20 protein-coding genes are annotated in these 22,893 nt (G+C 70.2%); 13 read left to right on the plus strand and 7 right to left on the minus strand.

The genetic code is table 11. The annotated features are described in order from the left end of the window. Positions 1-40: 40 nt before the first annotated feature. From AC0KUR_RS00950 to AC0KUR_RS00960, 3 genes are all read right to left on the minus strand, one after another. A complete protein-coding gene (locus tag AC0KUR_RS00950) occupies positions 41-2,434 on the minus strand; it encodes a c-type cytochrome (RefSeq protein WP_473375206.1) in 2,394 nt (797 codons plus the stop codon). Further along, entirely contained in the window at positions 2,424-2,927 is a 504-nt protein-coding gene (locus AC0KUR_RS00955; protein ID WP_034185889.1) for a (2Fe-2S)-binding protein, read from the minus strand. Before AC0KUR_RS00955 ends, AC0KUR_RS00950 begins: the two co-directional genes overlap by 11 nt. Positions 2,928-3,100: 173 nt before the next feature. After that, positions 3,101-4,258, minus strand: a complete 1,158-nt coding sequence (locus AC0KUR_RS00960; protein ID WP_069705070.1) for an FAD-dependent monooxygenase — start codon at positions 4,256-4,258, stop codon at positions 3,101-3,103. A 296-nt stretch (positions 4,259-4,554) separates the two neighbouring features. Here AC0KUR_RS00960 and AC0KUR_RS00965 point away from each other — a divergent pair, with 296 nt between their 5' ends. The 5 genes from AC0KUR_RS00965 to AC0KUR_RS00985 all read left to right on the plus strand — a co-directional run bounded on the left by AC0KUR_RS00965 (position 4,555) and on the right by AC0KUR_RS00985 (position 10,360). After that, positions 4,555-5,307 (plus strand): maleate cis-trans isomerase family protein, encoded by a 753-nt coding sequence (locus AC0KUR_RS00965; protein ID WP_034185887.1) that lies wholly within the window; start codon positions 4,555-4,557, stop codon positions 5,305-5,307. Between the two features lie 26 nt (positions 5,308-5,333). Beyond that, entirely contained in the window at positions 5,334-6,164 is an 831-nt protein-coding gene (locus tag AC0KUR_RS00970; protein ID WP_069705069.1) for an alpha/beta fold hydrolase, read from the plus strand. Between the two features lie 47 nt (positions 6,165-6,211). Then, positions 6,212-7,252: a 2,5-dihydroxypyridine 5,6-dioxygenase NicX family protein gene (locus AC0KUR_RS00975; protein WP_226226767.1), complete on the plus strand. Its 1,041-nt coding sequence runs from the start codon at positions 6,212-6,214 to the stop codon at positions 7,250-7,252. Positions 7,253-7,271: 19 nt separating this feature from the next. Further along, positions 7,272-7,925 carry an isochorismatase family protein gene (locus AC0KUR_RS00980; RefSeq protein ID WP_124609782.1) on the plus strand — a complete coding sequence of 218 codons (654 nt, stop codon included), beginning with the start codon at positions 7,272-7,274 and terminating at the stop codon, positions 7,923-7,925. Between the two features lie 149 nt (positions 7,926-8,074). Then, positions 8,075-10,360: a xanthine dehydrogenase family protein molybdopterin-binding subunit gene (locus AC0KUR_RS00985; RefSeq protein WP_473375207.1), complete on the plus strand. Its 2,286-nt coding sequence runs from the start codon at positions 8,075-8,077 to the stop codon at positions 10,358-10,360. 23 nt (positions 10,361-10,383) lie between these two features. On the opposite strand, the gene AC0KUR_RS00990 is transcribed toward AC0KUR_RS00985, so the two are convergent. Beyond that, positions 10,384-10,830, minus strand: a complete 447-nt coding sequence (locus tag AC0KUR_RS00990; protein ID WP_034185882.1) for a MarR family winged helix-turn-helix transcriptional regulator — start codon at positions 10,828-10,830, stop codon at positions 10,384-10,386. A gap of 535 nt (positions 10,831-11,365) precedes the next feature. On the opposite strand from AC0KUR_RS00990, the gene AC0KUR_RS00995 reads away from it, so the two are divergent. Together AC0KUR_RS00995 and AC0KUR_RS01000 are read left to right on the plus strand one after the other, a co-directional pair. Further along, entirely contained in the window at positions 11,366-12,673 is a 1,308-nt protein-coding gene (locus AC0KUR_RS00995; protein ID WP_473375208.1) for an MFS transporter, read from the plus strand. Positions 12,674-12,947: 274 nt separating this feature from the next. Next, a complete protein-coding gene (locus AC0KUR_RS01000) occupies positions 12,948-13,706 on the plus strand; it encodes a DUF4397 domain-containing protein (protein ID WP_034185880.1) in 759 nt (252 codons plus the stop codon). Between the two features lie 45 nt (positions 13,707-13,751). On the opposite strand, the gene AC0KUR_RS01005 is transcribed toward AC0KUR_RS01000, so the two are convergent. Then, positions 13,752-14,300 (minus strand): DUF3005 domain-containing protein, encoded by a 549-nt coding sequence (locus tag AC0KUR_RS01005; protein WP_034185879.1) that lies wholly within the window; start codon positions 14,298-14,300, stop codon positions 13,752-13,754. Between the two features lie 190 nt (positions 14,301-14,490). Further along, a complete protein-coding gene (locus AC0KUR_RS01010) occupies positions 14,491-14,748 on the minus strand; it encodes a hypothetical protein (protein ID WP_473375209.1) in 258 nt (85 codons plus the stop codon). Positions 14,749-14,982: 234 nt separating this feature from the next. On the opposite strand from AC0KUR_RS01010, the gene AC0KUR_RS01015 reads away from it, so the two are divergent. The 4 genes from AC0KUR_RS01015 to AC0KUR_RS01030 all read left to right on the plus strand — a co-directional run bounded on the left by AC0KUR_RS01015 (position 14,983) and on the right by AC0KUR_RS01030 (position 19,139). Next, a complete protein-coding gene (locus AC0KUR_RS01015; protein ID WP_473375210.1) occupies positions 14,983-16,533 on the plus strand; it encodes an NCS1 family nucleobase:cation symporter-1 in 1,551 nt (516 codons plus the stop codon). Positions 16,534-16,556: 23 nt separating this feature from the next. Continuing rightward, on the plus strand, positions 16,557-17,285 hold the full coding sequence (locus AC0KUR_RS01020) for an aspartate/glutamate racemase family protein (protein WP_059558278.1): 729 nt from the start codon (positions 16,557-16,559) through the stop codon (positions 17,283-17,285). Between the two features lie 64 nt (positions 17,286-17,349). Further along, a complete protein-coding gene (locus AC0KUR_RS01025; protein ID WP_473375211.1) occupies positions 17,350-18,516 on the plus strand; it encodes a LysR family transcriptional regulator in 1,167 nt (388 codons plus the stop codon). A gap of 191 nt (positions 18,517-18,707) precedes the next feature. Then, on the plus strand, positions 18,708-19,139 hold the full coding sequence (locus AC0KUR_RS01030; protein ID WP_034185874.1) for a DUF1090 family protein: 432 nt from the start codon (positions 18,708-18,710) through the stop codon (positions 19,137-19,139). Positions 19,140-19,170: 31 nt separating this feature from the next. On the opposite strand, the gene AC0KUR_RS01035 is transcribed toward AC0KUR_RS01030, so the two are convergent. Further along, positions 19,171-20,742, minus strand: coding sequence for an MFS transporter (locus tag AC0KUR_RS01035; RefSeq protein ID WP_473375212.1), 1,572 nt, complete (start codon positions 20,740-20,742; stop codon positions 19,171-19,173). A gap of 100 nt (positions 20,743-20,842) precedes the next feature. On the opposite strand from AC0KUR_RS01035, the gene AC0KUR_RS01040 reads away from it, so the two are divergent. Beyond that, positions 20,843-21,733: a LysR family transcriptional regulator gene (locus tag AC0KUR_RS01040; RefSeq protein WP_473375213.1), complete on the plus strand. Its 891-nt coding sequence runs from the start codon at positions 20,843-20,845 to the stop codon at positions 21,731-21,733. 148 nt (positions 21,734-21,881) lie between these two features. Next, positions 21,882-22,868 (plus strand): ABC transporter substrate-binding protein, encoded by a 987-nt coding sequence (locus AC0KUR_RS01045; RefSeq protein WP_034185989.1) that lies wholly within the window; start codon positions 21,882-21,884, stop codon positions 22,866-22,868. Positions 22,869-22,893: the final 25 nt, after the last annotated feature.

Genomic DNA, 22,893 nt, shown 5'->3' on the forward strand with positions numbered 1-22,893 from the left:
TGCCCGCACGCCGGTCCGGCCGCTCACATCGGTGCGACGGTCAATGCACGCCCGCCTGGCGGATCCTCGCTGAGGTTTCCGCCAGATTGCGCCACGCCGGCTGCCCCGGCGCGTAGCGCGCCCGGATGTAGGCGGCCAGCTCGGCCATCTGGCGGTCGTCGAAGGCCTCGCCGAAGCCCGGCATGTAGCCGAGATGGTCGGTCGCCGGCTGGGCGATCCCGTGGTGCAGCACGCGCAGCAGGTTGTCCGGCGCCGCCTGGCTGACGCTCGTGTTGAGCCCCATCAGCGGACGCACGCCGAAATGCCCGACGCCGCCCGATTCCGCATGACAGACCGCGCACGCCGCGTCGAACGCGCGGCGGCCGTTCTCGAGGCCGAGCGTCGCGACGGTTTCCGCGCCGCGCATCTGGCGGGTCGCCGCGTCCGCGGCGAGCGCGGCATCGACGGGCGGCGACAGCGACGCCAGATAGTGCGCGATCGCCCAGACGTCGTGCTCGGGCAGCGCCGCGAGCCCCGCGACGACCGGCGCCATCGGCCCGGCCGCGACGCCGTGCTGCGCCGAGAAGCCCGTGCGCAGATAGTCGAACAACGCGCCTTCGGTCCACGGCACGGGCGAAGCCGGCGACGCGACGAGCGGCGGCGCGCCCCATCCCTCGGCTTCGCCGCCCGACAGGTAGGCCAGGCCGCCCTTCTCCGCACCGAGCGCGTTGCGCGGCGTATGGCATGCGCCGCAGTGCCCGGCGCCGTCGACCAGATACTTGCCGCGATTCCACATCGCCGAGCGCGCCGGGTCCGGCGCAAACAGCCGCGCGTCGTGATACAGCCAGTTCCAGCCGGCAACGAGACGCCGCCGGTCGAGCGGGAACGGCAGCTTGGTCGGCGGCGGTACGTGCTTCACCGGCGGCTGCGACATCAGGTACGCATAGAGCGCGAGCAGGTCGGGCTCGCTCAGCTTCGCGAACGCCGTATAAGGGAACGCCGGGTACAGGTGCGTGCCGTCGCGCGAGATGCCTTCTCGCATCGCGCGGGCGAACGCCGGATATGACCAGGCGCCGATGCCGGTTTCCGGATCGGGCGTGAGGTTCGTCGTGTAAATGGTGCCGAACGGCGTATCGAGCGCAAGCCCGCCAGCGTTGGTCGCGCCGCCGGGCGCCGTGTGGCACACCGCGCAATCGCCGGCGAGGGCAACCTGGCGGCCACGTTCGAGGGTCGCGGCGCTCCACATCGCGCCGTCCGCGCCGCCGGGCGCAATCGGTGCAATCGGCGCGTGCCCGGGCAGGATCGCGCACGCCAGCCCGAGCAGCCCGCCGACCACACCGCCCGCCCCTGCGCCGGCCAGCCAGCGGCGCCAGCGCGACGCGCGGCGCGGGCCCGCATGCAACCCGCCGGCGGCATCGACCGGCACCGGTTGCGCAAGCGCCGCGCGAATCCGCGCGGCATCGAACGGCGGCGCACGAAAACGCACGCCCGTCGCGTCGTACAGCGCGTTCGCGATCGCAGCCGCGGCCGGCGCGGCCGCCTGTTCGATCCGCCGCGCATCGTGTACGGACAGCTCGCCGTGCGCACGGGGCGCCGCTGCGTCGGATACAGCCAGCTCGAGCGCGATCGCGTCCGGCTGCGCGTCGGCCCCGGTTTCGTCATGCGCGGGACGCGCGGTCAGCCGCGTCCCCATCACGCGCGAAATCGCCGCTTCGATCTGCCACGCGGGCACGCCGACCGTCGACGCGTCGCCCGGCTCGCCGACGCCCTGTCCAGCCACGACGCGCCGCACCGCGACGTCGCCCGTCGCACGGTCGACATCGAGATCGACGACCCAGGCGGACCAGTGCGGATCGCCGTCATGACGGGTGTCGCCGGATTCGGCCGCGGGCTCGCCGTCGAAGGCGAAGCCGCGACCGCTGAGCGTCGACGGCGGGGTCGCGCGGGCCGCGACCGGTGCGCCCCACGCGGCGCGCTCGCTGACCATCCGGATGGTCTCGCGCGGCCCCGCATCCCGCGCGGCATCGAGATGCTGCATCCGCAGCGCGACCGGGTCGCGCCGCAACGCGCCGGCGAGTTCGTCGACGAAGGATTCGCGGGCAAAGGCGTGCGCGTGGCCGGGAATCGCTGCGCCGGCATCGGCCAGCTCGATCGACGTCCGCGCGTGCCGGTAGACGAACGGCGACGCCGGGCCCGCATCCGCTCGCGCGTCTTCAGCCCCGCGAGCATCGTGCCCAGCCGCGCCGGCCGCCTGCGCGCGATAGCGCCAGGCCATCATCCGCCCGTCGCGTGCGGTCTGCGTTTCGATATCGAACGATGCACGCGCGTGCGCGTCGCCGATCGGCCATTCGTAGCGCGCGCGGTGCGCATGCGATGCCTCGGCGGCAGTTGCGTCGCGCGTGTCGGGCGCCGCCGCGCGCTCCGGCTGCGCAGGCAGGCGCGCATCACGCTTCATCGCCGTCTCGCAGATAACGTGCGGCGCGATGCACCGCACGGATGATCTCCAGATGCGTGCCGCAGCGACACAGGTTGAAGCGCAACGCGTCGCGGATCGCCGCGTCGTCGGGCGCGCGGTTGCGTTCGAGCAGCACCTTCGCGCTCATGATCATCCCGTTCAGGCAATAACCGCATTGCGCGGCCTGCTCGTCGACGAACGCGCGCTGGATCGGATGCAGCGCGTCGCGCGAGCCGAGCCCTTCGAGCGTCGTGACGTCGCGCCCGTTCGCGGCGGCGGCCGGCACGACGCACGAGCGGGTGGCCTGCCCGTCGACGAGCACCGTGCACGCCCCGCACTGCCCGAGCCCGCAGCCGTACTTCGGGCCGTTGAGCGCGCAGTCGTTGCGCAGGACCAGCAGCAGCGGCGCGTCGGGTGCGGCCTCGTCGAAGGTATGCGGCGTGCCGTTCACGCGAAACGCCAGCGGCCGCGACGGAGATGCGGGATGGGACATTGAATGGATCCGGAATGCGGCGTGCCGGCCGTGACGGCCGGCGGCGGGCACGGCCGCCGGCTGGCACCCGCCGGCGCGCCCCTGACATATAACACGCCGAAATGCGCACGTACCTGCGCGCCTCGATTCCCGCGACGGCCAGGCGCCGGCCCGGCACGGGCACCGTGGACGCGTCAAGCCGCGGCCGCCACGTTGCCGCGCGACGGCGCGACGAGCGGCACGTCGAACACGTCGTAACCGAATACCCACGACGGATCCTCGTTCGTGCGCAGCCACGTATTGTTGTGCGACACGCGCTGCACTTTCGACGCGCGTGCCGCACGGTTCGCCTCGTACAGCGCGAACGCGCCCGCGTAGTCGCCGACGCCGACTTCGTCGAGACAGCGCGCGAGCATCGCGGCATCCTCGATGGCCATCGCCGCGCCCTGCGCCATGTGCGGCTTCATCGGATGGCATGCGTCGCCGAGCAGCACGAGACGGCCACGGCTCCACAACGGCAGCGGATCGCGCTCGAGCAGCGGCCACTTGGTGATCGACGGCGAAACGTCGATCAGGTGCTGGATGTCGGCGTGAAAACCCGCGAACGCCTCGCGCATCTCGTCGCGGCTGCTGTCGACCATCGACACGCCCTCGGGCCACTCGGCCTGCGGCACGCCGGTCACGTAGTAGTACTCGTCGCGCTTCTCGGTCACGTAGTAGACCATCATGTGGCGATCCTCCGACCACCACTTCACGCACATGTCGTACGGCTTGTTGCCGAGCAGCGACGCCGGGAACACCGCGCGGTGCGCGACATAACCCGTGTAGCGCGGCGGTTCCGCGCCGAGCAGATGCTCGCGGATCCGCGAATTCACGCCGTCCGCACCGATCACGATGTCGGCCGTCTCGACGCTGCCGTCGGCGAACGTCAGGCGCACCGCATCGCCGGTGTCCTCGACCGCCGCGAGCCGCTTGCCGAAGCGGATCGTGCCGGGCGTGACCGCCTGCGTCATCAATGCATGGAAATCGCCGCGGTGCACGGTCAGGTAGCTCGCCCCGTACGTCTTGCGCGCGTAATCGCCGAGCGGGATCTGCGACAGCACGTCGGCCGTCCGCCAGTCGCGGCTGTACCAGCAATCCGGATGCGAACCCATCGTCTCCAGCGCGTCCTCGCAGCCGATGCGCCGCATGATCTTCATCACGTTCGGGCCGAGATGGATGCCCGCGCCGAGGCGCGAAAAAGCGGGCGCCTGCTCGTACAGCGCGACGTCGTAACCGCCGCGCTGCAGCAGCGCAGCCGCGGCCGTGCCGCCGAGACCGGCGCCGATGATTGCGATACGGGGTTTGCTCATGCGGATCTCCTGATCGTGGGCCCGGCGCCGAACACGGCACGGATACGGGCGGATTGAATGGCGTTTATGTAGCGTACACACTCAATTTATTCAGGACAAGCGGATTGTTTGGCGCCTCTGTCACATACGGGAAAACACCAATAATTCCTCGTATATCCATCTATAAAAACAGGCATGTCACGCGTGACCTCATTTTGATCCATTGCCATTTTCAAATGTACACACTAGACTTTGCTCGACATCCGGCGATCCCGCACCTGCGTGCCGCCCTCCCTTACCGACACGGAGCCCCCGTCATGAGCAAGACCTACCGCATCGGCCAGATCGTGCCGAGTTCCAACACGACGATGGAAACCGAGATCCCGGCGATGCTGCGGCTGCGCGAAACGATCCGTCCCGAGCGCTTCACGTTCCATTCGAGCCGGATGCGGATGAAGAAGGTCGTCAAGGAAGAACTCGCGGCAATGGATGCCGAATCCGACCGCTGCGCGGTGGAACTGAGCGATGCGCGCGTCGACGTGCTCGGCTATGCCTGCCTCGTCGCGATCATGGCGATGGGGCACGGCTACCACCGCGTGTCGCAGGCGCGCCTCACGAAACACACGGCCGACAACGGCGCGCGGGCGCCCGTGCTGACGAGCGCGGGTGCGCTCGTCGACGCGCTGAAGGTGATCGGCGCGAAGCGCATCGTCGTCGTCGCGCCGTACATGCTGCCGCTGACCGAACTCGTGGTCGACTACATCCGCCACGAAGGCTTCGACGTGCTCGCCTACCGCGCGCTGGAGATTCCCGACAATCTCGACGTCGGCCGCCACGATCCGGCGCGCCTGCCCGACATCGTGAAGACGCTGCCGTACCAGGATGCCGATGCGATCGTGCTGTCCGCGTGCGTGCAGATGCCGTCGCTGCCGGCCGTCGCGAAGGTCGAGGCGATGACGGGCAAGCCGGTCGTCACGGCCGCGATCGCGACCACCTACGCGATGCTGCGCGAGCTCGATCTCGAACCCGTCGTGCCGGGCGCCGGCGCGCTGCTGTCCGGCGCGTACTGAGCGCGCCCTTCGAACGGAGTCCCTTCATGTCCTCGACCTTCCTCTACGGCGCGAACATCCGCGCGAACGGCATCCGCCAGCACTACCTGCGCTATGGCGGCACGGCCGGCGCGCGCGCGTCGCGCCCGGCGATCGTGCTGATCCCCGGCATCACGAGCCCCGCGATCACGTGGGGCTTCGTCGGCGAAACGTTCGGCGCGGCATTCGACACCTACGTGCTCGACGTGCGCGGCCGCGGGCTGTCGGACGCGTCGCCGTCGCTCGACTACAGCCTCGATGCACAGGCGGACGACATCGCGGCGCTGGTCGCCGCGCTCGGCCTGCCGCGCACGAGCCTCGTCGGCCATTCGATGGGCGCGCGGATCGCCGCGCGCGCGACGCGGCGCGGCATCCGCGGGCTCGAATCGGTCGTGCTCGTCGACCCGCCCGTCTCGGGCCCGAACCGCCGCGACTATCCGGGCAAGCTGCCGTGGTACATCGACTCGATGGCGCTGGCCCGCGCGGGCACCGACGCCGACGGGATGCGCGCGTTCTGTCCGACCTGGACCGATGCCGAACTGCAGTTGCGCGCCGAATGGCTGCATACCTGCGACGAACGCGCGGTGCGCGCTTCGTACGAGGGATTCCATACCGACGATTTCCACGCGGATGCCGCGCAGCTGGCCGTGCCGTCGCTGCTGATCACGGCCGAGCGCGGCGACGTGGTGCGCGACGACGATGTCGCCGAACTGCAGCGCGCGACGCCGTCGATGCGGCACGTGCGCGTGCCCGACGCCGGCCACATGATTCCATGGGACAACGCGGCGGGCTTCTACGCGGCGTTCGGCGACTTCCTCGGCGCGCCGCTCGCGGCCTGACCGCCCGACGCCCGCCCCTTTTCTTCACGCCATAACCGGAGCCGACGATGCCCGTCAGCGATACCCAACTGATCGACGCGTGGAAGCAGGTGCTCACGCTGTCGCGCCTCGAACCGGGCCAGACCGTCACGATCCTGACGAGCGCGGCCACCCATCCGCAGACGCTGTCGTGCGCGCTGATCGCGACGCAATCGATGGGCGCGATCGTCAACCGGCTCGACCTGCCGCCGGTAAACGGCGACAAGGCATTCAGCCGCGACCCGCTCGCCTATCTCGGCACGACGCCGCTGACCGGCAACAAGGCCGCGATCGCCGCGCTGCGCGAGAGCGACCTCGTGCTCGACCTGATGACGCTGCTGTTCTCGCCCGAACAGCACGCGATCCTGAAATCGGGCACGAAGATCCTGCTCGCGGTCGAGCCGCCCGAAGTGCTCGTGCGGATGGTGCCGACGCCGGCCGACCGCACGCGCGTGCTCGCCGCCGCGAAGACCATCGCCACCGCCCGCGAGATGCGCGTGACGTCGGCGGCCGGCACCGCGCTCGTGTGCCCGCTCGGCGAATTCCCGCCGACGGCCGAATACGGCTTCGTCGACGCGCCGGGCCGCTGGGACCACTGGCCGAGCGGCTTCGCGCTGACCTACCCGAACGATCGCACCGCGCGCGGCACGATCGTGATCGATCGCGGCGACATCCTGCTGCCGCAGAAGCACTATGTGACCGAACCGATCGCGCTGACGGTCGAGGGCGGTTATGCGACGCGCATCGAAGGCGGCGTCGACGCCGACCTGCTGCGCGACTACATGGAAACGTTCGCCGATCCCGAAGGCTATGCGATTTCGCATATCGGCTGGGGGCTGCAGCCGCGCGCGCGCTGGTCGACGCTCGGGCTGTACGACCGCGAGGCGACGATCGGGATGGATGCGCGCGCGTTCGAAGGCAACTTCCTGTTCTCGCTCGGCCCGAACAACGAAGGCGGCGGCACGCGCACGACCACCTGCCACATCGACATCCCGCTGCGCCGCTGCACGGTCGAACTCGACGGCGAAACCGTCGTGCGCGACGGCCGCGTGACCGACCAACCCGCCTGACCGACGAGCACCCGACACCATGAACGATCTTTCCCGTCACGCCGAAGCGAACGTGTATCGCCAGCAGGGTTTCGGCACGCCGCTGCCGCCGCACGGCAACATCGGCCTGCTGATCGTCGATTTCGTGGTCGGCTTCGCCGATCCCGCGACGTTCGGCGGCGGCAACATCGCGCCCGCGATCGCACGCACGACGCATGCGCTCGCGCTGGCCCGCGCGCGCGGCTGGCCCGTCGCGCACAGCCGCATCGTGTATGCCGACGACGGCAGCGACGACAACGTGTTCTCGCTGAAGGTGCCCGGCATGGCGACGCTGACCGAGCATCATCCCAACAGCGCGATCGTGCCCGAACTCACGCCCGCGCCGGGCGAACTCGTCGTGCGCAAGACCGTGCCGTCGGCGTTCTTCGGCACGCAGCTGGCGCCGTGGCTCGCGCAGCGCGCGGTACAGACGCTGCTCGTCGCGGGTGCCGTGACGAGCGGCTGCGTGCGCGCGAGCGTCGTCGACGCGATGTCGCACGGCTTCCGTCCGCTGGTGCTCGCCGATTGCGTCGGCGATCGCGCGATCGCGCCGCACGACGCGAACCTGTTCGACATGCAGCAGAAATATGCAGCCGTGCTGCCGCTCGACGACGCGATCGCGGCGATCGATGCCGCACCGACCCGCACGCGCTGAGTCGCGACCGGTCGCGGGCGGCACCGGCATCGCCCGCGATTGACGCTGCGCTTTTGGCGGCCTAGATTCGCTTCACGCACGCCGCCGCCCGAACGCTCCCCGACGCCACCGCCCGCGGGCCGCGCCGCCCCCGACAGGACACCTCCCCCGTGAACCGCTCCGAACTGCTCGCGCGCAACGGCTGCCTGACCGTGATCCGGCCACCCGCGCCGCCCGTCAAGCCGGCCCCCGGCCAGCCGGGCAGCCTGTCGTCCTACGTGCCGGCATGGCCCGAAGTCTTCGTCGCGATTCTCGACGACGGCCGCATCCTCGCGTTCAACGGCCACGTCGATCTCGGCACCGGCATCCGCACGTCGCTCGCGCAGATCGTCGCCGAGGAACTCGACGTGCCGGCCGCGCGCGTGACGATGGTGCTCGGCGACACGGCCGCGACACCGAACCAGGGCCCGACCATCGCGAGCGCGACGATCCAGATTTCCGCGACGCCGCTGCGCTGCGCGGCCGCGCAGGCGCGCCATGCGCTGCTGGCCCTTGCCGCCGGGCGATTCGGTGTCGATGCGGCGCGCCTGAGCGTCGACGATGGAACGATTTCGGCCGACGGGCAGGCGATCACGTTCGCCGCGCTCGTCGCCACGCGCCGGATCGCGCTGACGCTCGACCTGACTACGCGCACGAAGGACCCCGCGCATTACCGGATCGTCGGCCGGTCGTCGCCGCGTGTCGACCTGCCCGCGAAGGCGACCGGCGAGCTCACGTTCGTGCACGACATGCGCGTGCCGGGCATGCTGCACGGCCGCGTCGTGCGGCCGCCGTACGCGGGCCACGACAGCGGCGCATTCGTCGGCACGTCGCTCGTCGACATCGACCGTGCATCGGTGGCCGACGTGCCGGGGCTCGTGGCCGTCGTCGCGCTCGGCGATTTCGTCGGCGTCGTCGCCGAGCGCGAGGAACACGCGATCCGCGCGGCGCGCCAGCTGCGCGTGACGTGGCGGCCGCATCCCGCGCTGCCGCCGCTCGACGATCCGGCCGCCGCCATCGCCGCGGCGCCGGCCGCGCGCCGCGTGCTGCTCGACGAAGGCGACGTCGATGCCGCGCGAACGCAACCGGACACGATCACGCTGTCGCGCACCTATGCGTGGCCGTTCCAGATGCACGGCTCGATCGGCCCGTCCTGCGCGCTCGCCGACTATCGCGAACCGGGCGACGGGCGGATCACCGTCTGGTCCGGCACGCAGAACCCCGTGTCGCTGCGCCACGACCTCGCGACGCTCGTCGCGCGCGACGAAGCCGATTTCGACGTCGTGCGGATGGATGCGGCCGGCTGCTACGGCCGCAACGGCGCGGACGACGTGTGCGGCGATGCGCTGCTGCTGTCGCGCGCGGTCGGCCGCCCGGTGCGCGTGCAGTTGTCCCGCGCGGACGAGCACCTGTGGGAACCGAAAGGCACGGCCCAGCTGATGCAGGTCACCGGCACCGTCACACGCGACGGCCGCCTGCTCGGCTACGACTTCACGACACGTTATCCGTCGAACGACGCGCCGCTGCTCGCGGCGCTGCTGACCGGCGCGATCGCGCCCGAGCCGCGCGTGTTCGAAATGGGCGACCGCACGGCCGTGTCGCCGTATGCGAGCCCCCATCGCCGCTTCGTCTGCGAGGATCTCGCGCCGCTCGTGCGCGCGTCATGGCTGCGCGGCGTATCGGCGCTGCCGAACTCGTTCGCGCACGACGCATTCGCCGACGAATGCGCGGCGCTGACCGGCATCGATCCGCTCGCGTTCCGGCTGCGCCATCTGCAGGACGCGCGCGCCGCCGAGCTGCTGCAGGCCGTGGCCGACCGCGCGGACTGGACGCCGCGCGCGCGGCGCCCGCCTCACGAACACGACGGGTCGCGGCATGTGCGCGGCCGCGGCATCGCCTACGCACGCTACGTACACAGCCGCTTCCCGGGATTCGGCGCGGCGTGGTCGGCGTGGATCGTCGACCTGAGCGTCGATCGCGTATCGGGCGACATCCGCATCGAACGCGTGAGGGTCGGCCAGGACACGGGCACGATGATCAATCCGGATGGCGTGCGCCACCAGATCCACGGCAATGTGATCCAGGTCTTGAGCCGTACGCTGAAGGAGCGCGTGCGGTTCGCGGACGGCAAGGTCGCGTCGCGCGAATGGGCCGGCTATCCGATCCTGACGTTCGCGGAAGTACCGGACGTCGAAGTCGTCCTGATGCCGAGGCAGGGCGAGCCGCCACTCGGCGCCGGCGAATCGGCGTCGGTGCCGGGCCCCGCCGCGGTTGCCAACGCGTTGTTCGATGCGACCGGCGTGCGGTTCCACGCGCCGCCGTTCACACCCGAGACGGTGCGCGCCGCGTTGCGCGAAGCCGGCCGGCTGATGCGCGCCGACGAAGCCGGCGCATCCGTCGCGGCGGGCGCGACGTAAGCCGGGCCCGCGCTGCCGGCATGTCACGCGTCGCCGTCTTCTTCCATCATCTTGCGCAGCAGGAACTGCAGCGCGACACGTTCGCCCGGATTGAGCGCGCCGTACGTGCGCTCCGTCACCTGCCGCGCGAACGGCACCGTGCGGTCGATCAGCGCGAGGCCGGGCGCGGTCGCGCGCACGAGCAGCTTGCGGCCGTCGTTCGGGTCGGGCAGCACCTCGATCAGCGCGCGCGCCTTCAGACGCTCGACGACGCCACGGATCGTCGCCTGGTCGATCGCGGTCGCCTTGACGATGTCGTTCAGCGAGCACGCCTGCCGCTCCTTGACCGCGCACAGCGTCACGAACTGCGCGGCCGTGAGGTCCGAATCGGGGATCGCTTCCTGAAAGATCGACACGTGCCGCTGATACGCGCGGCGCAGCAGGTGCCCGACCTGGTCGTGAAAGTCGTAGGAATCCTTGGAAGAAGCCATGAACGTGCAGGCCCGTGCCGCGTGTCAATGAAAGACAAGCAGTGTACACCCTCAAATCGGTGCAATCGGCGGGCGGAGCATTGCGTCATTGCGGTGCATCAGGATTCGCCGCATCGGGCACGCCCAGCTCCCGACGCTGCCTCCGGCAGCAGCGGATCGCCCGATCACGGCACCCGCTCGACGGCCGCCGCGCGCGTCCGCAGCGGCTGCCGCATGCACACTCGCGCGTGATGGCCGGCTTTCGCGCACACACTGCTTTTTTGAGCGCATACGCACGAATTTCGTGCATGCCGCCGTACCCGTATCGATCTTTTAAGCGCACACTCAACATCGCCAAAAACCGCGTCATAAACGCGGTTTTTCACTCGCAAACGCTTTCCTCCCGGCGGCCGGATTCATGCCTGTTCGATTCGGTATTTTCTAGTGTGTACGCTATTTAATTGCCGTGATATACAGACTCCGGGGCGCAGCGAAAACACCGCGCGCGTCGATCGAGCCACCCATTCATCCGTCACACTCGAACAGGGGCAGTCCCATGTCTACCGCACACCCGAGCGCCGCCGTTTCCGCCGACGACGCGCTGCACGGCCCGCTTTATCGCAAGGTCACGCTGCGCCTCATCACCCTCTTCTGCCTGTGCTACTTCGCGGCCTATCTCGACCGCATCAACATCGGCCTCGCGAAACTCCAGATGCTCGACGCGCTGAAGTTCAGCGACACCGTGTACGGCCTCGGCGCCGGCCTGTTCTTCGGCGGCTACATCCTGTTCGAAGTCCCGAGCAACCTGGTGCTGCAACGCGTCGGCGCGAAGCTGTGGATCGCGCGGATCATGATCACGTGGGGCCTGCTGTCGGGTGCAACGATGTTCGTGCATACGCCGATGCAGTTCTACCTCGTGCGCTTCCTGCTCGGCGCCGCCGAGGCCGGCTTCCTGCCGGGCGTGCTGCTGTACCTGACGCAGTGGTATCCCGATGCGCGCCGCGCGCGGATCGTCGCGCTGTTCATGGTCGGCCTGCCGCTGTCGAGCATGATCGGCAGCCCGATCTCCGGCTGGATCATGCGCGCGTTCGACGGCGTGCACGGGCTCGGCGGCTGGCAGTGGCTGTTCCTGCTCGAGGCGCTGCCGTCGGTCCTGCTCGGCTTCGCGGTGCTGCGCTGGCTGCCCAACAACATCGAATCCGCGCAATGGCTGAACGCCGACGAGAAACGCGCGCTGCGCGCGAATCTCGACGCCGATCCCGCCGGCAACAAGAGCCATGCGCTCGGCAAGGCATTCTCCGATCCGAAGGTGTGGGCGCTCGGCCTGATCGACCTGTGCGTCCTGCTCGGCCTGTACGCGGTGAGTTTCTGGCTGCCGACGATCCTGCGCGACACCGGCGTGAAAGACGCGTATCACATCGGCTGGCTGATGGTGATCCCGAATGCCGCCGCCGTGCTCGCCACGCTGTACTGCGGCGCAAGCTCCGATCGTGTGCGCGAACGCCGCTGGCATATCGTCGTGCCGTTCATGGTGTCGGCCTTCGCACTGGCGGTCGCAGCCTCGTCGCCGCACGGCACGCTCGGAACGGTGCTGCTGTTCTCGCTGATCAACGCGGGCGCGGCGGCCGCGATGCCGGTCGTCTGGGCACTGCCGTCGACGTTCCTGAAGGGCTCCGCCGCTGCCGGCGGGATCGCATTCGCGTGCTCGATCGCGAACCTCGGCGGGTTCGGCAGCACGTACTTCATCGGCTGGCTGCGCGACACGTTCCATTCCCAGAGCGCGGGGCTGTATGGCTTCGCCGCGTGCATGGTGGTCGGCTGCGCACTCGCGCTCGCGTATCCGGCCAGGCTCGTGAACCGCTGACGCATCGCGTCGCCCGCGCGACGCTGTCTTTTTTACAACCGCGCCGGCCGCGCGACCCGCCCCGCCCCCCCCGCCCCTCCCGCGCACGCCGCCGCACCGGCGTGCGCCCCCGCCGTCATCCAGCGGGATTCCCCGCACAGGCACATCGCTTGCGCCATCCCCGCGTCCGCCTTCCCGGCGGTCGACATCCTTCCCTCAACCGGCGCTGCGCACCGCGCGACGCTTCGCGCGGCGGTCCCGCATCGTCAGCAGGTTCCCTGAACGAGAGGACAACATGAAATCAATACGAACGGTAGCGGCCCTGTGCTCAATCGTTTCCGTGCTTGCGGCGTGTGGCGGCGACGACGCCGGCACCGAACTCGGCATCTCGAAGCCGCAGGCGCGCTTCATCAACGCGGTGCCGGCCGGCCCGAATCTCGACTACTACCTGAATGCGAAGATCGACCAGGCGGGCGTCGCCTACAAGGGCGTGACGCGCTATCACGACATCGACTCCGGTACGCAAAACGCGAGCTACGACGTCTCGGGCACGACGACGACCATCGCCGCGCAATCGTTCGGCGCGTCGAACGGCCATCACTACACGACGATCGCGCTGCCGAGCACGACGTCGCTGATCTCCGTGATCGACGATCCGTACGACAAGGGCCTGCTGTCGGACAAGGCGCGCGTGCGCAGCTTCAACGCGTCGCCGAACGCGCAGAACGTCGACGTGTACGTCGTCCCGCCGGGCACCGACATCACGACGCAAAGCCCGACGATGGCGGGCGCAGCCTACCAGAACGCGGTGCCGGCCACGACGCAGGATTCGACCTACCTGAACGGCGGCAGCTACCAGGTGATCGTCACGACGGCCGGCAGCAAGTCGCCGATCCTCAAGACCGCACCGGTGACCATCAACAACAATGCCGACTGGCTGCTGCTGACGATTCCCTCGGGCGGGGTCGGCGACGTGACGCCGAACGACATTCACGTGCTCGTCGCGCAGGGCAACGACGCCGATACGTCCGCGCAGGAGCTCGGTCCGCAGTAAGGACCGCCGACGGTCGCGGCGGCCGCCGCGACCGCGCCCCGCGCATCAGTCGACGCGCTCGAGACGGATCACGTGCTCGGCGCGCGTACCGTCGCCGTGTTCGACATCGACATCGCCAACATGGCGCACGCGCCAGCCCGGCCGCGTCGCGATCTGCGGCAGGTTGCCGGACGGCCGGCTCTCGATCCCGGCGAGCCCTTCGTCCGGCGTCTCGACTGCGTCGTCCAGCGACGCGTTCGAGTAAATCACGTTGTCCTGAAGTTCCGACGCACCGGTGCGCGCCTCCATGCCCTTGCCGTCGACATCGACCGTGTTGTCGGTCATCGCCATGTTCGCGTTGTCGAGCGTGACGATCCGGCCGGCGGCCCGGCGCACGGGATCGCCGCTGTCGACCGCATGCGCGTCGACGTCGATCGGCGGCAGGCCGGTCGGCATTTTCCCGGCGATCGCCTCCGGCGTCATCGGATGCCGCGCCACCTGCGCGGCCTGGGTCGCGGCATCCGGCATGTCGCCCGCCGCCGGCGTCTTCACCGGGCTCTTCTCGATCTGTTCCCGTTGCTTTTCCGGGGTCGGGTTTGATTCCGCGTTCTGCATCGCACCTCCTTGCCCGGCCCGCCAGCGCCGGCGTCATGCCGTCGCCGCCGGTCCGGAAAGCGCTACAACCGTCCTTGCAAATCTTTCATGCGGCCGGCCACGCGCACGCACGCCGCCGGGCGCCGCACGCAAAAAAGCGGACGGCACACCCGCACGCAGCCGGCGCGCCGCCCGTCCGGTCAAGCGCTCGTCAGCCGCCGCTGGCGCCGCCCGGCGCGGATGCCGCGCCCGGCAGGCTCGCGCCGCTGCTGCCGGCCGCTCCGCTGCTCGGCGTGCCCGACGGCACGGTGGACGGCGCGGCCGACATGCCGCCCGTCGCGCCGGCGTCCGAACTGGCCCCGCCGCCGTTGTCGCCCTTCTTCTGGCAGCCCGCGCCCGCCGCCAGGCCCGCAATCAGGATGCCGGCGAAGACGGCTCGCGATACGTGACGAAATGAATATCGCTGCATGACACCTCCGCTGATGTCGATGTGGATGGAACCCGCTGACCCGCAATTTGCGTGCCGCCGCCCGGCCGCCGCGGCCGCGCGCGCTCCATTCATTTTTCAAATGACACCCAGCCGAATATTTAATTTCCCATCGTCGCGACCGCCTTCCATACTCGCGAACAAATCCGAGACATAACGTCCACGGCGGCCCGGGCCGGCACGGCGTACCCACGCCACCGGTTTCGCGCCCCGCACATGGAAGGAGACAACGGCGTGCAACTGGAAGCCACCCACCGCCCGGGCATCGTGCTCGGCGCGGACGACGCATCGCATCGAACCGATCCGGCCGCGCGCGACCCCGCGCTGAGCCCGCGGCTGCACAATCCCGACCTCGCGCCGACCCGGGCCGAAGGCCGGACGTGGGGCCGCTACAGCATCTTTGCGCTGTGGACCAACGACGTGCACAACATCGCGAACTACTCGTTCGCGATCGGGCTGTTCGCGCTCGGCCTGTCGGGCTGGCAGATGCTCGCGTCGCTCGCGATCGGCGCGGTGCTCGTGTACTGCTTCATGAATCTCACCGGCTACATGGGCCAGAAGACCGGCGTGCCGTTCCCGGTGGTCAGCCGGATGAGCTTCGGCATCTACGGCGCGTTGCTGCCCGCGATGATCCGCGCGGTGATCGCGATCGCGTGGTTCGGCATCCAGACCTATCTCGCGTCCGTCGTGCTGCGCGTGCTGCTTACCGCGATCTGGCCCGGCCTCGCCGCGTTCGACCAGAATGCGATCCTCGGGCTGTCGACGCTCGGCTGGATCACGTTCGTCGCGATCTGGCTCGTGCAGATCGGCATCCTCACGTACGGGATGGAAATGGTCCGCAAGTACGAGGGGCTCGCGGGCCCGGTGATCCTCGTCACGACGCTGTCGCTCGCCGCGTGGATGTTCAGCCGCACGGGCGGCCATCTCGCGATGTCGATCGGCAAGCCGATGACGGGCGTGAAGATGTGGACGGAAATCTTCGCGGGCGGCTCGCTGTGGCTCGCGATCTACGGCACGCTGGTGCTCAACTTCTGCGATTTCGCCCGTTCGTCGCCGAGCGCGAAGACGGTGCGCGTCGGCAACTTCTGGGGCCTGCCGGTCAACATCCTCGTGTTCGCGACGATCAGCTTCGTGCTGGCCGGCGCGCAGTTCAAGCTGAACGGCCACATCATCCACAGCCCGACGGAGATCATCGCGACGGTGCCGAACAAGCTGTTCCTGGTACTCGGCTGCCTCGCCTTCCTGATCGTGACGGTCGCGGTGAACATCATGGCGAACTTCGTCGCACCGGCCTTCGTGCTCACGAGCCTCGCGCCGCACCGCCTGTCGTTCCGCCGCGCGGGCCTGATCAGCGCGACGATCGCGGTGCTGATCCTGCCATGGAACCTGTACAACAGCCCGATCGTGATCGTCTACTTCCTGTCGGGCCTCGGCGCGCTGCTCGGCCCGCTGTACGGGATCATCACGGTCGACTACTGGCTCGTGCGCAAGCAGCGCGTGAACGTGCCCGACCTCTACACCGAAGCGCCGACCGGCGCCTACTTCTACACGCGCGGCGTGAACCGCAAGGCGCTCGCGGCGCTCGTGCCGTCCGCGCTGATCTCGATCACGCTCGCGGTCGTGCCGGCCTTCAGTGCGATGACACCGTTCTCCTGGCTGCTCGGCGCGGCGATCGCGGGCAGCGTGTACTGGCTGCTGGCCGATCGCAAACGGCAATACGAGGAGCGCTCGGGCGAACCCATCGCGGTCGACTGCGCGCAACACTGACACACACGCACACGGAGCCACCGATGAGAATCCTGGTAGTCAACGTCAACACGACCGAGTCGATCACCGACGCGATCGCCGCGCAGGCGCGGGCCGTCGCATCGCCCGGCACGGAGATCGTCGGGCTCACGCCGCGCTTCGGCGCGGAATCGATCGAAGGCAACTTCGAGAGCTACCTCGCGGCGATCGCCGTGATGGACCGCGTGTCGAGCTACGACGAACCGTACGACGCGGTGATCCAGGCCGGCTACGGCGAACACGGCCGCGAAGGCCTGCAGGAGCTGCTGACGGTGCCCGTCGTCGACATCACCGAAGCGGCCGCGAGCGTCGCGATGCTGCTCGGCCATCGCTACTCGGTCGTCACGACGCTCGACCGCACGGTGCCGCTGATCGAGGATCGCCTGAAGCTGGCCGGGCTCGATGCGCGCTGCGCGTCGGTGCGTGCCAGCGGCCTCGCGGTGCTCGAACTCGAGGAGAACCCGGCCCGCGCGATCGAGTCGATCGTCGGCCAGGCGCAGCGCGCGGTGCAGGACGACCGCGCGGAAGTGATCTGTCTCGGTTGCGGCGGGATGGCCGGCCTCGACCGGCAGATCGAGGAATGCACGGGCGTGCCGGTCGTCGACGGCGTATCGGCCGCGGTCGCGCTCGCCGAGTCGCTGGTCCGCCTGAAGCTGAAGACGTCGAAGGTCCGCACGTACGCGCCGCCGCGCCCGAAGCGGATCGTCGGCTGGCCGGGAGCCTTCGCAAAATGACACCAGGCCGCCGGCCGGCAGTCGCGTCGCGCGCGGTCACGGTATCGCCGGGAGACGGATCGGCATGCGGGACCCGCTAGACCCGACCACCCTGCCGCGCGACGCGGCCGACGCCACGGGCGCGCTCGACGTGCTCGATGCGCGGCTGATGCGCATCCTGCTCGTGCTGCTGACCGAGCGCACCGTGTCGCGTGCGGCCGTGCGCCTGAACATGTCGCAGCCGGCGACGAGCGCCGCGCTCAAGCGCCTGCGCACGCTGCTCGGCGATCCGCTGCTGGTACGCAGCCGCTACGGGATGGTGCCGACCGAGTTCGGAGCGCGGCTGATCGAGCCGCTGCGCAACGCACTGCGCGTGATCGACTTCATCCGCATCCAGCAGCCGACGTTCGACGCACGCACGTCGGTGCGCACCTACCGGATCGGCTGCCCCGACTACCTGAACGTGCTGTTCGTGCCGAAGCTCGTCGCGCTGTTCCGCGAGCGCGCGCCGAACGCGCAACTCGTCTTCCATCCGCTTGGCGACGGTTTCGACGACGAGCGTGCGCTGGCCGACGGCGAGCTCGACGTCGTGATCGACAACCGCCCCGCACGCCGGTCGCGCTTCCGGCAGGACGACCTGTTCGACGACCGCGTCGTGTGCCTGATGCGCGCGACGCATCCGCTCGCGCGGCGCGGCGCGATGACGGCCGCCGACTTCGTGGCGGCGCCGCAGCTGTGCCCGACGCCGTCGTGGCTCGAAGCGTCCGGCGCGATCGACCGGCAGCTCGAACGCGTGGGCCTGCAACGGCGGATCGTCGTCACGCTGCCGCACTTCGAGCTTGCCGCGCACGCGCTCGTCCGCACCGATATGATCCTCACGACCACGTACCGGCTCGCGCGGCACTATGCGAAGCTGCTGCCGCTCGCCGCGATCGCGCTGCCGGCCGAACCGCCGGACATCGTGTACCGGATGACGTGGAACGAAGCGGGATCGTGCGCCGAGGGCGTGAGCTGGCTGCGCGGGCTGATCGCGGAGGCGACGCACGCATGGCTCGAGGCTGAAGCGATGCTGCCGGCGGTCGCGGCGGTCGCGGCGGTCGCGGCCGCCGGTTTGCCAGCACCGCTCGCGTCATCCGAGTCCGAACCGCCGCGACGGCCGCGCGCACGCCGGACCACGCGCTGCCGTACCGAGCGGCAGCCGTTCGTCGCGCGTGTCGCGCGTCATGCGCGTCTCACGACGAAATCGCACTGACGCCATTGACGCATACCTCACGTCGTCGCATCGATGGTGCCCGCGCCGCGCGCTGTCGATCGCATGTCAGACTGATCCTATTTACCCGCCCGGGTCCGCCTTGCACAATGCGGACCGATGAACGGCCATGCGTCGTCTCGCACACCGCCGGCCGCATGCGCTGCCGCCGGCAACATACCGAGGAATCCCCGATGAAAGGCCCCCTGACCGCCATCACGCTTGCGCTTGCAACGCTCGCCAGCCCGCCCGCGACGGCCGACACGCAGGACTGTGCAACGCGCATCCGCGCGCTGCAGACGCAGATCGACTACGCGAAACTGCACGGCAATACGCAACAGGCCATGCGCCAGCAAGCCGCGCTTGATGCGATCGGTGCGAACTGCACGGACGCCGGCCAGCTTGCGCGCGCCGAACGCAAGGTACGCGACGAGCAGCGCGATCTCGCGAAGGCACGCGACGAGGCGCACGAGGCGGAAGCCGCGGTGCGACAAGCGGAAACGCGCGATGACGCGGGCAAGCTCGCGAAGGCGCAGCGCAAGCTCGCCGACAAGCAGCGCAAGCTGCGCGACGCAACGCGTGCGCTGCACGACGCGGAAACCAGCCGCGATGCGCTGAAGCACTGACGAGGCACCGGGCAGCGCGCCCCGTGCGGCGTCATGCACCGTCGCGCATCGGTTGCGCAAGCAACTTGTATGCAACGACGGCCACGCCGAATGCCAGCACGCCGCTCGCGGTGAGCGCAGCGGCGAACCCGCTCGCGAACCCGACGGGCGCCGCCTTGGCGAGTATGCCCACGGCCGACGGCGGCACGCGGCCGAGTGCCTGCGCCAGGTCGCCGGCGAGCAGGCTCGACATGAACGGCGCATCGGCGAATGCACGCAGGCCGGGCGCGGCGCTCAGCAGCGCGTCGAGCCGCGCGTGCGTGCTCGCTGTCAGCACCGCACCGAGCACGCCGACGGCCGTCACGATCGCCGTGAAGCGCGTCGTCGTGCTGATGCCCGACGCCATGCCCGTGCGGTCCGCCGGGACGCACGCCATGATCGCCTTCTGCGTGTCGCCGTTCATGATGCCGGCGCCGCAGCCCGTCACGAACATGCCGAGCGCGACGAGCCGGTAGTCGCCGCTGGCCGTCAGCGCCGCGGTGACGAGGTTGCCCGCGCCGATCAGCGCGAGCCCGCCCGCCAGCACGCCGCCCGACGACACGCGTGCGGCAAGCGCCGCGCCGAGCGACGGGCCGGCGATCATCGCCAACGCGAACGGCAGCATCCCGAGCCCCGCGTCGATCGCCGACATCCCGAACGCGTTCTGCAGGTACAGCGGCAGGAACGTCATCATCACCTGCGCGCAAGCCGCATAACCGAACATCGCGAGCACCGCGCCGACGAAACGCGGCTGGCGGAACAGCGCGAGATCGATCATCGGCCGCGCCTGCCAGCGCTCCGCGCCGATGAACGCCGCCAGCAGCGCAGCGGCAAGCGCGAGCCGGCCGAGCGTCGCGGCCGACAGCCAGCCGTGCGCCGGCGCGCCGATCAGCGCCGCGATCGCGCACGCGAGCGCCGCGCCGAACAGCAGGCTGCCGGCCGCGTCCACGCGTTTCGCGTGCGGATCCCTCGACTCGTCGATCGCGACGCGTGCACCGGCCGCCAGCAGCACACAGACCGGCAGGTTCAGCAGGAACACCCAGCGCCACCCGATCCATTGCGTGATCGCACCGCCGACGAGCGGCGCGATCGCCGTCGCGATCCCCATGCACATGCCCCAGATCGCCCACGCACGCGCCCGTTCGCGCCCGTCCGGAAAACGGTTCGCGATCACCGCGAGCGCGGCCGTCAGCAGCAGCGCGGCGCCGCCGCCCTTCACCGCGCGCGCGGCGATCAGCCAGCCGGCCGACGGCGCGACGCCGCAGCCGAGCGACGCGAGACAAAAGAGCGCGAGCCCCGCGAAGAGCATCCGCTTGCGCCCGAAGCGGTCGGCGAGCCCGCCGGCCGGCAGCAGGCACGCGGCGAACGCGGTCATGTACGCACTCACGACCCATTCGATGTCGGCGAAGCTCGCATGAAAGCTGCGCGCGATGCTCGGCAGCGATACGGCGACGACGTTCGTGTCGAGCACGATCAGCGAACAGGTCGCCGACGCGACCGTGAGCGTCGCGGCGGCCGGCAGGCGGGCGCCCGCATGCGGGGCGGCAGCCGCGGCCGCGCGCGACGCGGGTGAGGACTGGGACATCGGCAACTCCGGAGCAGGATGGACAAGCCGTATGCTAGGCTTGCCCGGTATTGCCTGTCATTGACACTCAAATACTGTTTTATTGACGAAAATTGCAATCATGGACCGGCTCGAATTCCGTCACGTGCGCGCGTTCCTGAGCGTCGCGCAGCACCTGCATTTCGCCCGCGCGGCCGAAGCGCTCGACATGGCGCCGCCCGCGCTCACGCGGCAGATCCAGGAAGCCGAACGCGTGCTCGGCGTGCGGCTCTTTCACCGGTCGCGCCGCGCGGTCACGCTGAGCGCCGCCGGCGAGGCCTATCTCGCCGAAGCACGCGCCGCATGCGAACACCTGCAGCGCGGCCGCGAACTCGCCGCGCTGGCCGAGCGCGGCGAACTCGGCCGGATCGAGATCGGCTACGTGTCGTCCGCCGTCTATTCGGGCACGCTGCAGCGCACGGTCGGCGCGTTCCGCGCCGCGCACCCGCGCATCGAGCTGAACCTGCGCGAAGTGCCGATGGACGACGTCGCGAACCAGCTCGACACGGGCCGGCTCGACCTCGCGTACGTGCGCCCGCCGCTGCCGTTGCCCGGCGGCCTGCGGATCGTCACGCTGCAGCGCGACGTGTTCGTCGCGGCCGTGCCGGCCGATTCGCGCTACGCGGAAGCGTCGACCGTGCGGGCGGCCGACCTCGCCGGCGCGCGCTTCGCGGTGCCGGAACAGGAGCGCGGCACGCTCGACGTCGCGCGCCGCGGCCGATTCGCACCGCTGATCGCCGCGCGGCCGGGCGGCTTGCTCGCCGTGCTCGCCTGTGTGTCCGTGAACAGCTGGGTCGCGGTGATTCCCGATGCGCTCGCCGGCTGCGTGTCGCTGCCGGGCGTCGTGTACCGGCCGATCGCCGGCAAGCCGATCGTGTCGGAGCTGGCGCTCGCGCACCGGCGCTTCGAAAAGGCGCCGGCCGTGCGCGCGTTCCTGCGCACGGTCGTGCCGGCCGGCTCGAACGCCGCCTGAGAACGGCGCCCGCACGCGTCGAGGCCGGCCCGGCAGTCGCCGCGCGAATATGCATTGCACGATTCGATATTTGTCGGCCGGAAACCGATTCCGTAACCTGCCCGGCAGCCGCGCCGCACGAGCGCGGATCACCCAGGACATGCCGCCGATGAATCCCTCTTCCACCGCAGCGCGCCGCCGCGTGCTGCAGCGCCTTGCCGCGCTCGCCGCCGCCCCGCTCTCCGGCGGTATCGCACTGCCGGCCCATGCGACCGGCGCCGACCTGTCGGGCGTCACGCTCGTGCTCGGCGACCAGGCCGGCGGCCTGCGCGCGCTGGCCGAGGCCGCGCGCGTGCTCGACGGCACGCCCTACCGGTTCCGCTGGGCCAATTTCCAGGGCGCCGCACCGCTGTTCGAGGCCCAGCGCGCGGGCGCGATCGATCTCGCGCCGGCCGGCGACCTGCCGGTGCTGACAGCCGCGCTCGGCGATCCGTCGCTGCGGATCGTCGCGACGCGCGTCGGCTCGCCGGCGTCGCTCGGCATCGTCGTGCAGCCCGATTCGCCGGTTCGCGCCGTCGCCGACCTGAAAGGGCAGACCGTCGTCGTGTCGTCGGCGCGCGGCAGCATTTCCCAATACCAGTTGTATGGCGCACTGCGCGAACACGGCCTTGCGCCGCGCGACGTCGACGTGCGCTTCGTGCTGCCCGTCGACGCATTCGCCGCGTTCGAGGCGAAACGGATCCCCATCTGGGCGACCTTCGACCCGTACTACGGGCATGCGGTACGACGCGGCGCGCGCGTCGTCCGGGACGGCAGCGGCATCAATTCGGGGCTCGCGTTCCTCACGTCGCCGATCGAGACGCTGAACGACGCCGCGAAACGCGCGGCGCTCGCGGACGTGCTCGCCCGGCTGGCCCGCGCGGGCCAATGGGCGCTGGCGCACCCGGCCGACTATGCGAACGTCTATGCGTCGCTCACGCGCCTGCCGCCCGACGCAGCCGCCGACATCGCGCACCGCGCGGCGCTCGCGCAGCGCAGCCTCAGCGGCGCCGACATCGACGTGCTGCAGCGCGTCGCCGACCGCGCGGCGGCGGACGCGATCCTGCCGCGGCGCGTCGACGTCGCGTCGATCGCGATTCGCAACGTGTCTGCTTGACGGTTTTCGACGGGGCCGCGGCATG

The sequence above is a fragment of the Burkholderia sp. YHN3-13 genome, assembly GCF_055810675.1.

What these genes read in the sequence shown, in the direction of transcription:
- AC0KUR_RS00980 (WP_124609782.1), top strand. Translation starts at nt 7,272, where the DNA reads ATGAACGATCTTTCCCGTCACGCCGAAGCGAACGTGTATCGCCAGCAG.
- AC0KUR_RS01010 (WP_473375209.1), bottom strand. Translation starts at nt 14,748, where the DNA reads ATGCAGCGATATTCATTTCGTCACGTATCGCGAGCCGTCTTCGCCGGC.
- AC0KUR_RS00955 (WP_034185889.1), bottom strand. Translation starts at nt 2,927, where the DNA reads ATGTCCCATCCCGCATCTCCGTCGCGGCCGCTGGCGTTTCGCGTGAAC.
- AC0KUR_RS00960 (WP_069705070.1), bottom strand. Translation starts at nt 4,258, where the DNA reads ATGAGCAAACCCCGTATCGCAATCATCGGCGCCGGTCTCGGCGGCACG.
- AC0KUR_RS01045 (WP_034185989.1), top strand. Translation starts at nt 21,882, where the DNA reads ATGAATCCCTCTTCCACCGCAGCGCGCCGCCGCGTGCTGCAGCGCCTT.
- AC0KUR_RS00995 (WP_473375208.1), top strand. Translation starts at nt 11,366, where the DNA reads ATGTCTACCGCACACCCGAGCGCCGCCGTTTCCGCCGACGACGCGCTG.
- AC0KUR_RS01030 (WP_034185874.1), top strand. Translation starts at nt 18,708, where the DNA reads ATGAAAGGCCCCCTGACCGCCATCACGCTTGCGCTTGCAACGCTCGCC.
- AC0KUR_RS01020 (WP_059558278.1), top strand. Translation starts at nt 16,557, where the DNA reads ATGAGAATCCTGGTAGTCAACGTCAACACGACCGAGTCGATCACCGAC.
- AC0KUR_RS01040 (WP_473375213.1), top strand. Translation starts at nt 20,843, where the DNA reads ATGGACCGGCTCGAATTCCGTCACGTGCGCGCGTTCCTGAGCGTCGCG.
- AC0KUR_RS00950 (WP_473375206.1), bottom strand. Translation starts at nt 2,434, where the DNA reads ATGAAGCGTGATGCGCGCCTGCCTGCGCAGCCGGAGCGCGCGGCGGCG.
- AC0KUR_RS00965 (WP_034185887.1), top strand. Translation starts at nt 4,555, where the DNA reads ATGAGCAAGACCTACCGCATCGGCCAGATCGTGCCGAGTTCCAACACG.
- AC0KUR_RS01035 (WP_473375212.1), bottom strand. Translation starts at nt 20,742, where the DNA reads ATGTCCCAGTCCTCACCCGCGTCGCGCGCGGCCGCGGCTGCCGCCCCG.
- AC0KUR_RS01015 (WP_473375210.1), top strand. Translation starts at nt 14,983, where the DNA reads ATGGAAGGAGACAACGGCGTGCAACTGGAAGCCACCCACCGCCCGGGC.
- AC0KUR_RS00975 (WP_226226767.1), top strand. Translation starts at nt 6,212, where the DNA reads ATGCCCGTCAGCGATACCCAACTGATCGACGCGTGGAAGCAGGTGCTC.
- AC0KUR_RS01005 (WP_034185879.1), bottom strand. Translation starts at nt 14,300, where the DNA reads ATGCAGAACGCGGAATCAAACCCGACCCCGGAAAAGCAACGGGAACAG.
- AC0KUR_RS00970 (WP_069705069.1), top strand. Translation starts at nt 5,334, where the DNA reads ATGTCCTCGACCTTCCTCTACGGCGCGAACATCCGCGCGAACGGCATC.
- AC0KUR_RS01000 (WP_034185880.1), top strand. Translation starts at nt 12,948, where the DNA reads ATGAAATCAATACGAACGGTAGCGGCCCTGTGCTCAATCGTTTCCGTG.
- AC0KUR_RS01025 (WP_473375211.1), top strand. Translation starts at nt 17,350, where the DNA reads ATGCGGGACCCGCTAGACCCGACCACCCTGCCGCGCGACGCGGCCGAC.
- AC0KUR_RS00990 (WP_034185882.1), bottom strand. Translation starts at nt 10,830, where the DNA reads ATGGCTTCTTCCAAGGATTCCTACGACTTTCACGACCAGGTCGGGCAC.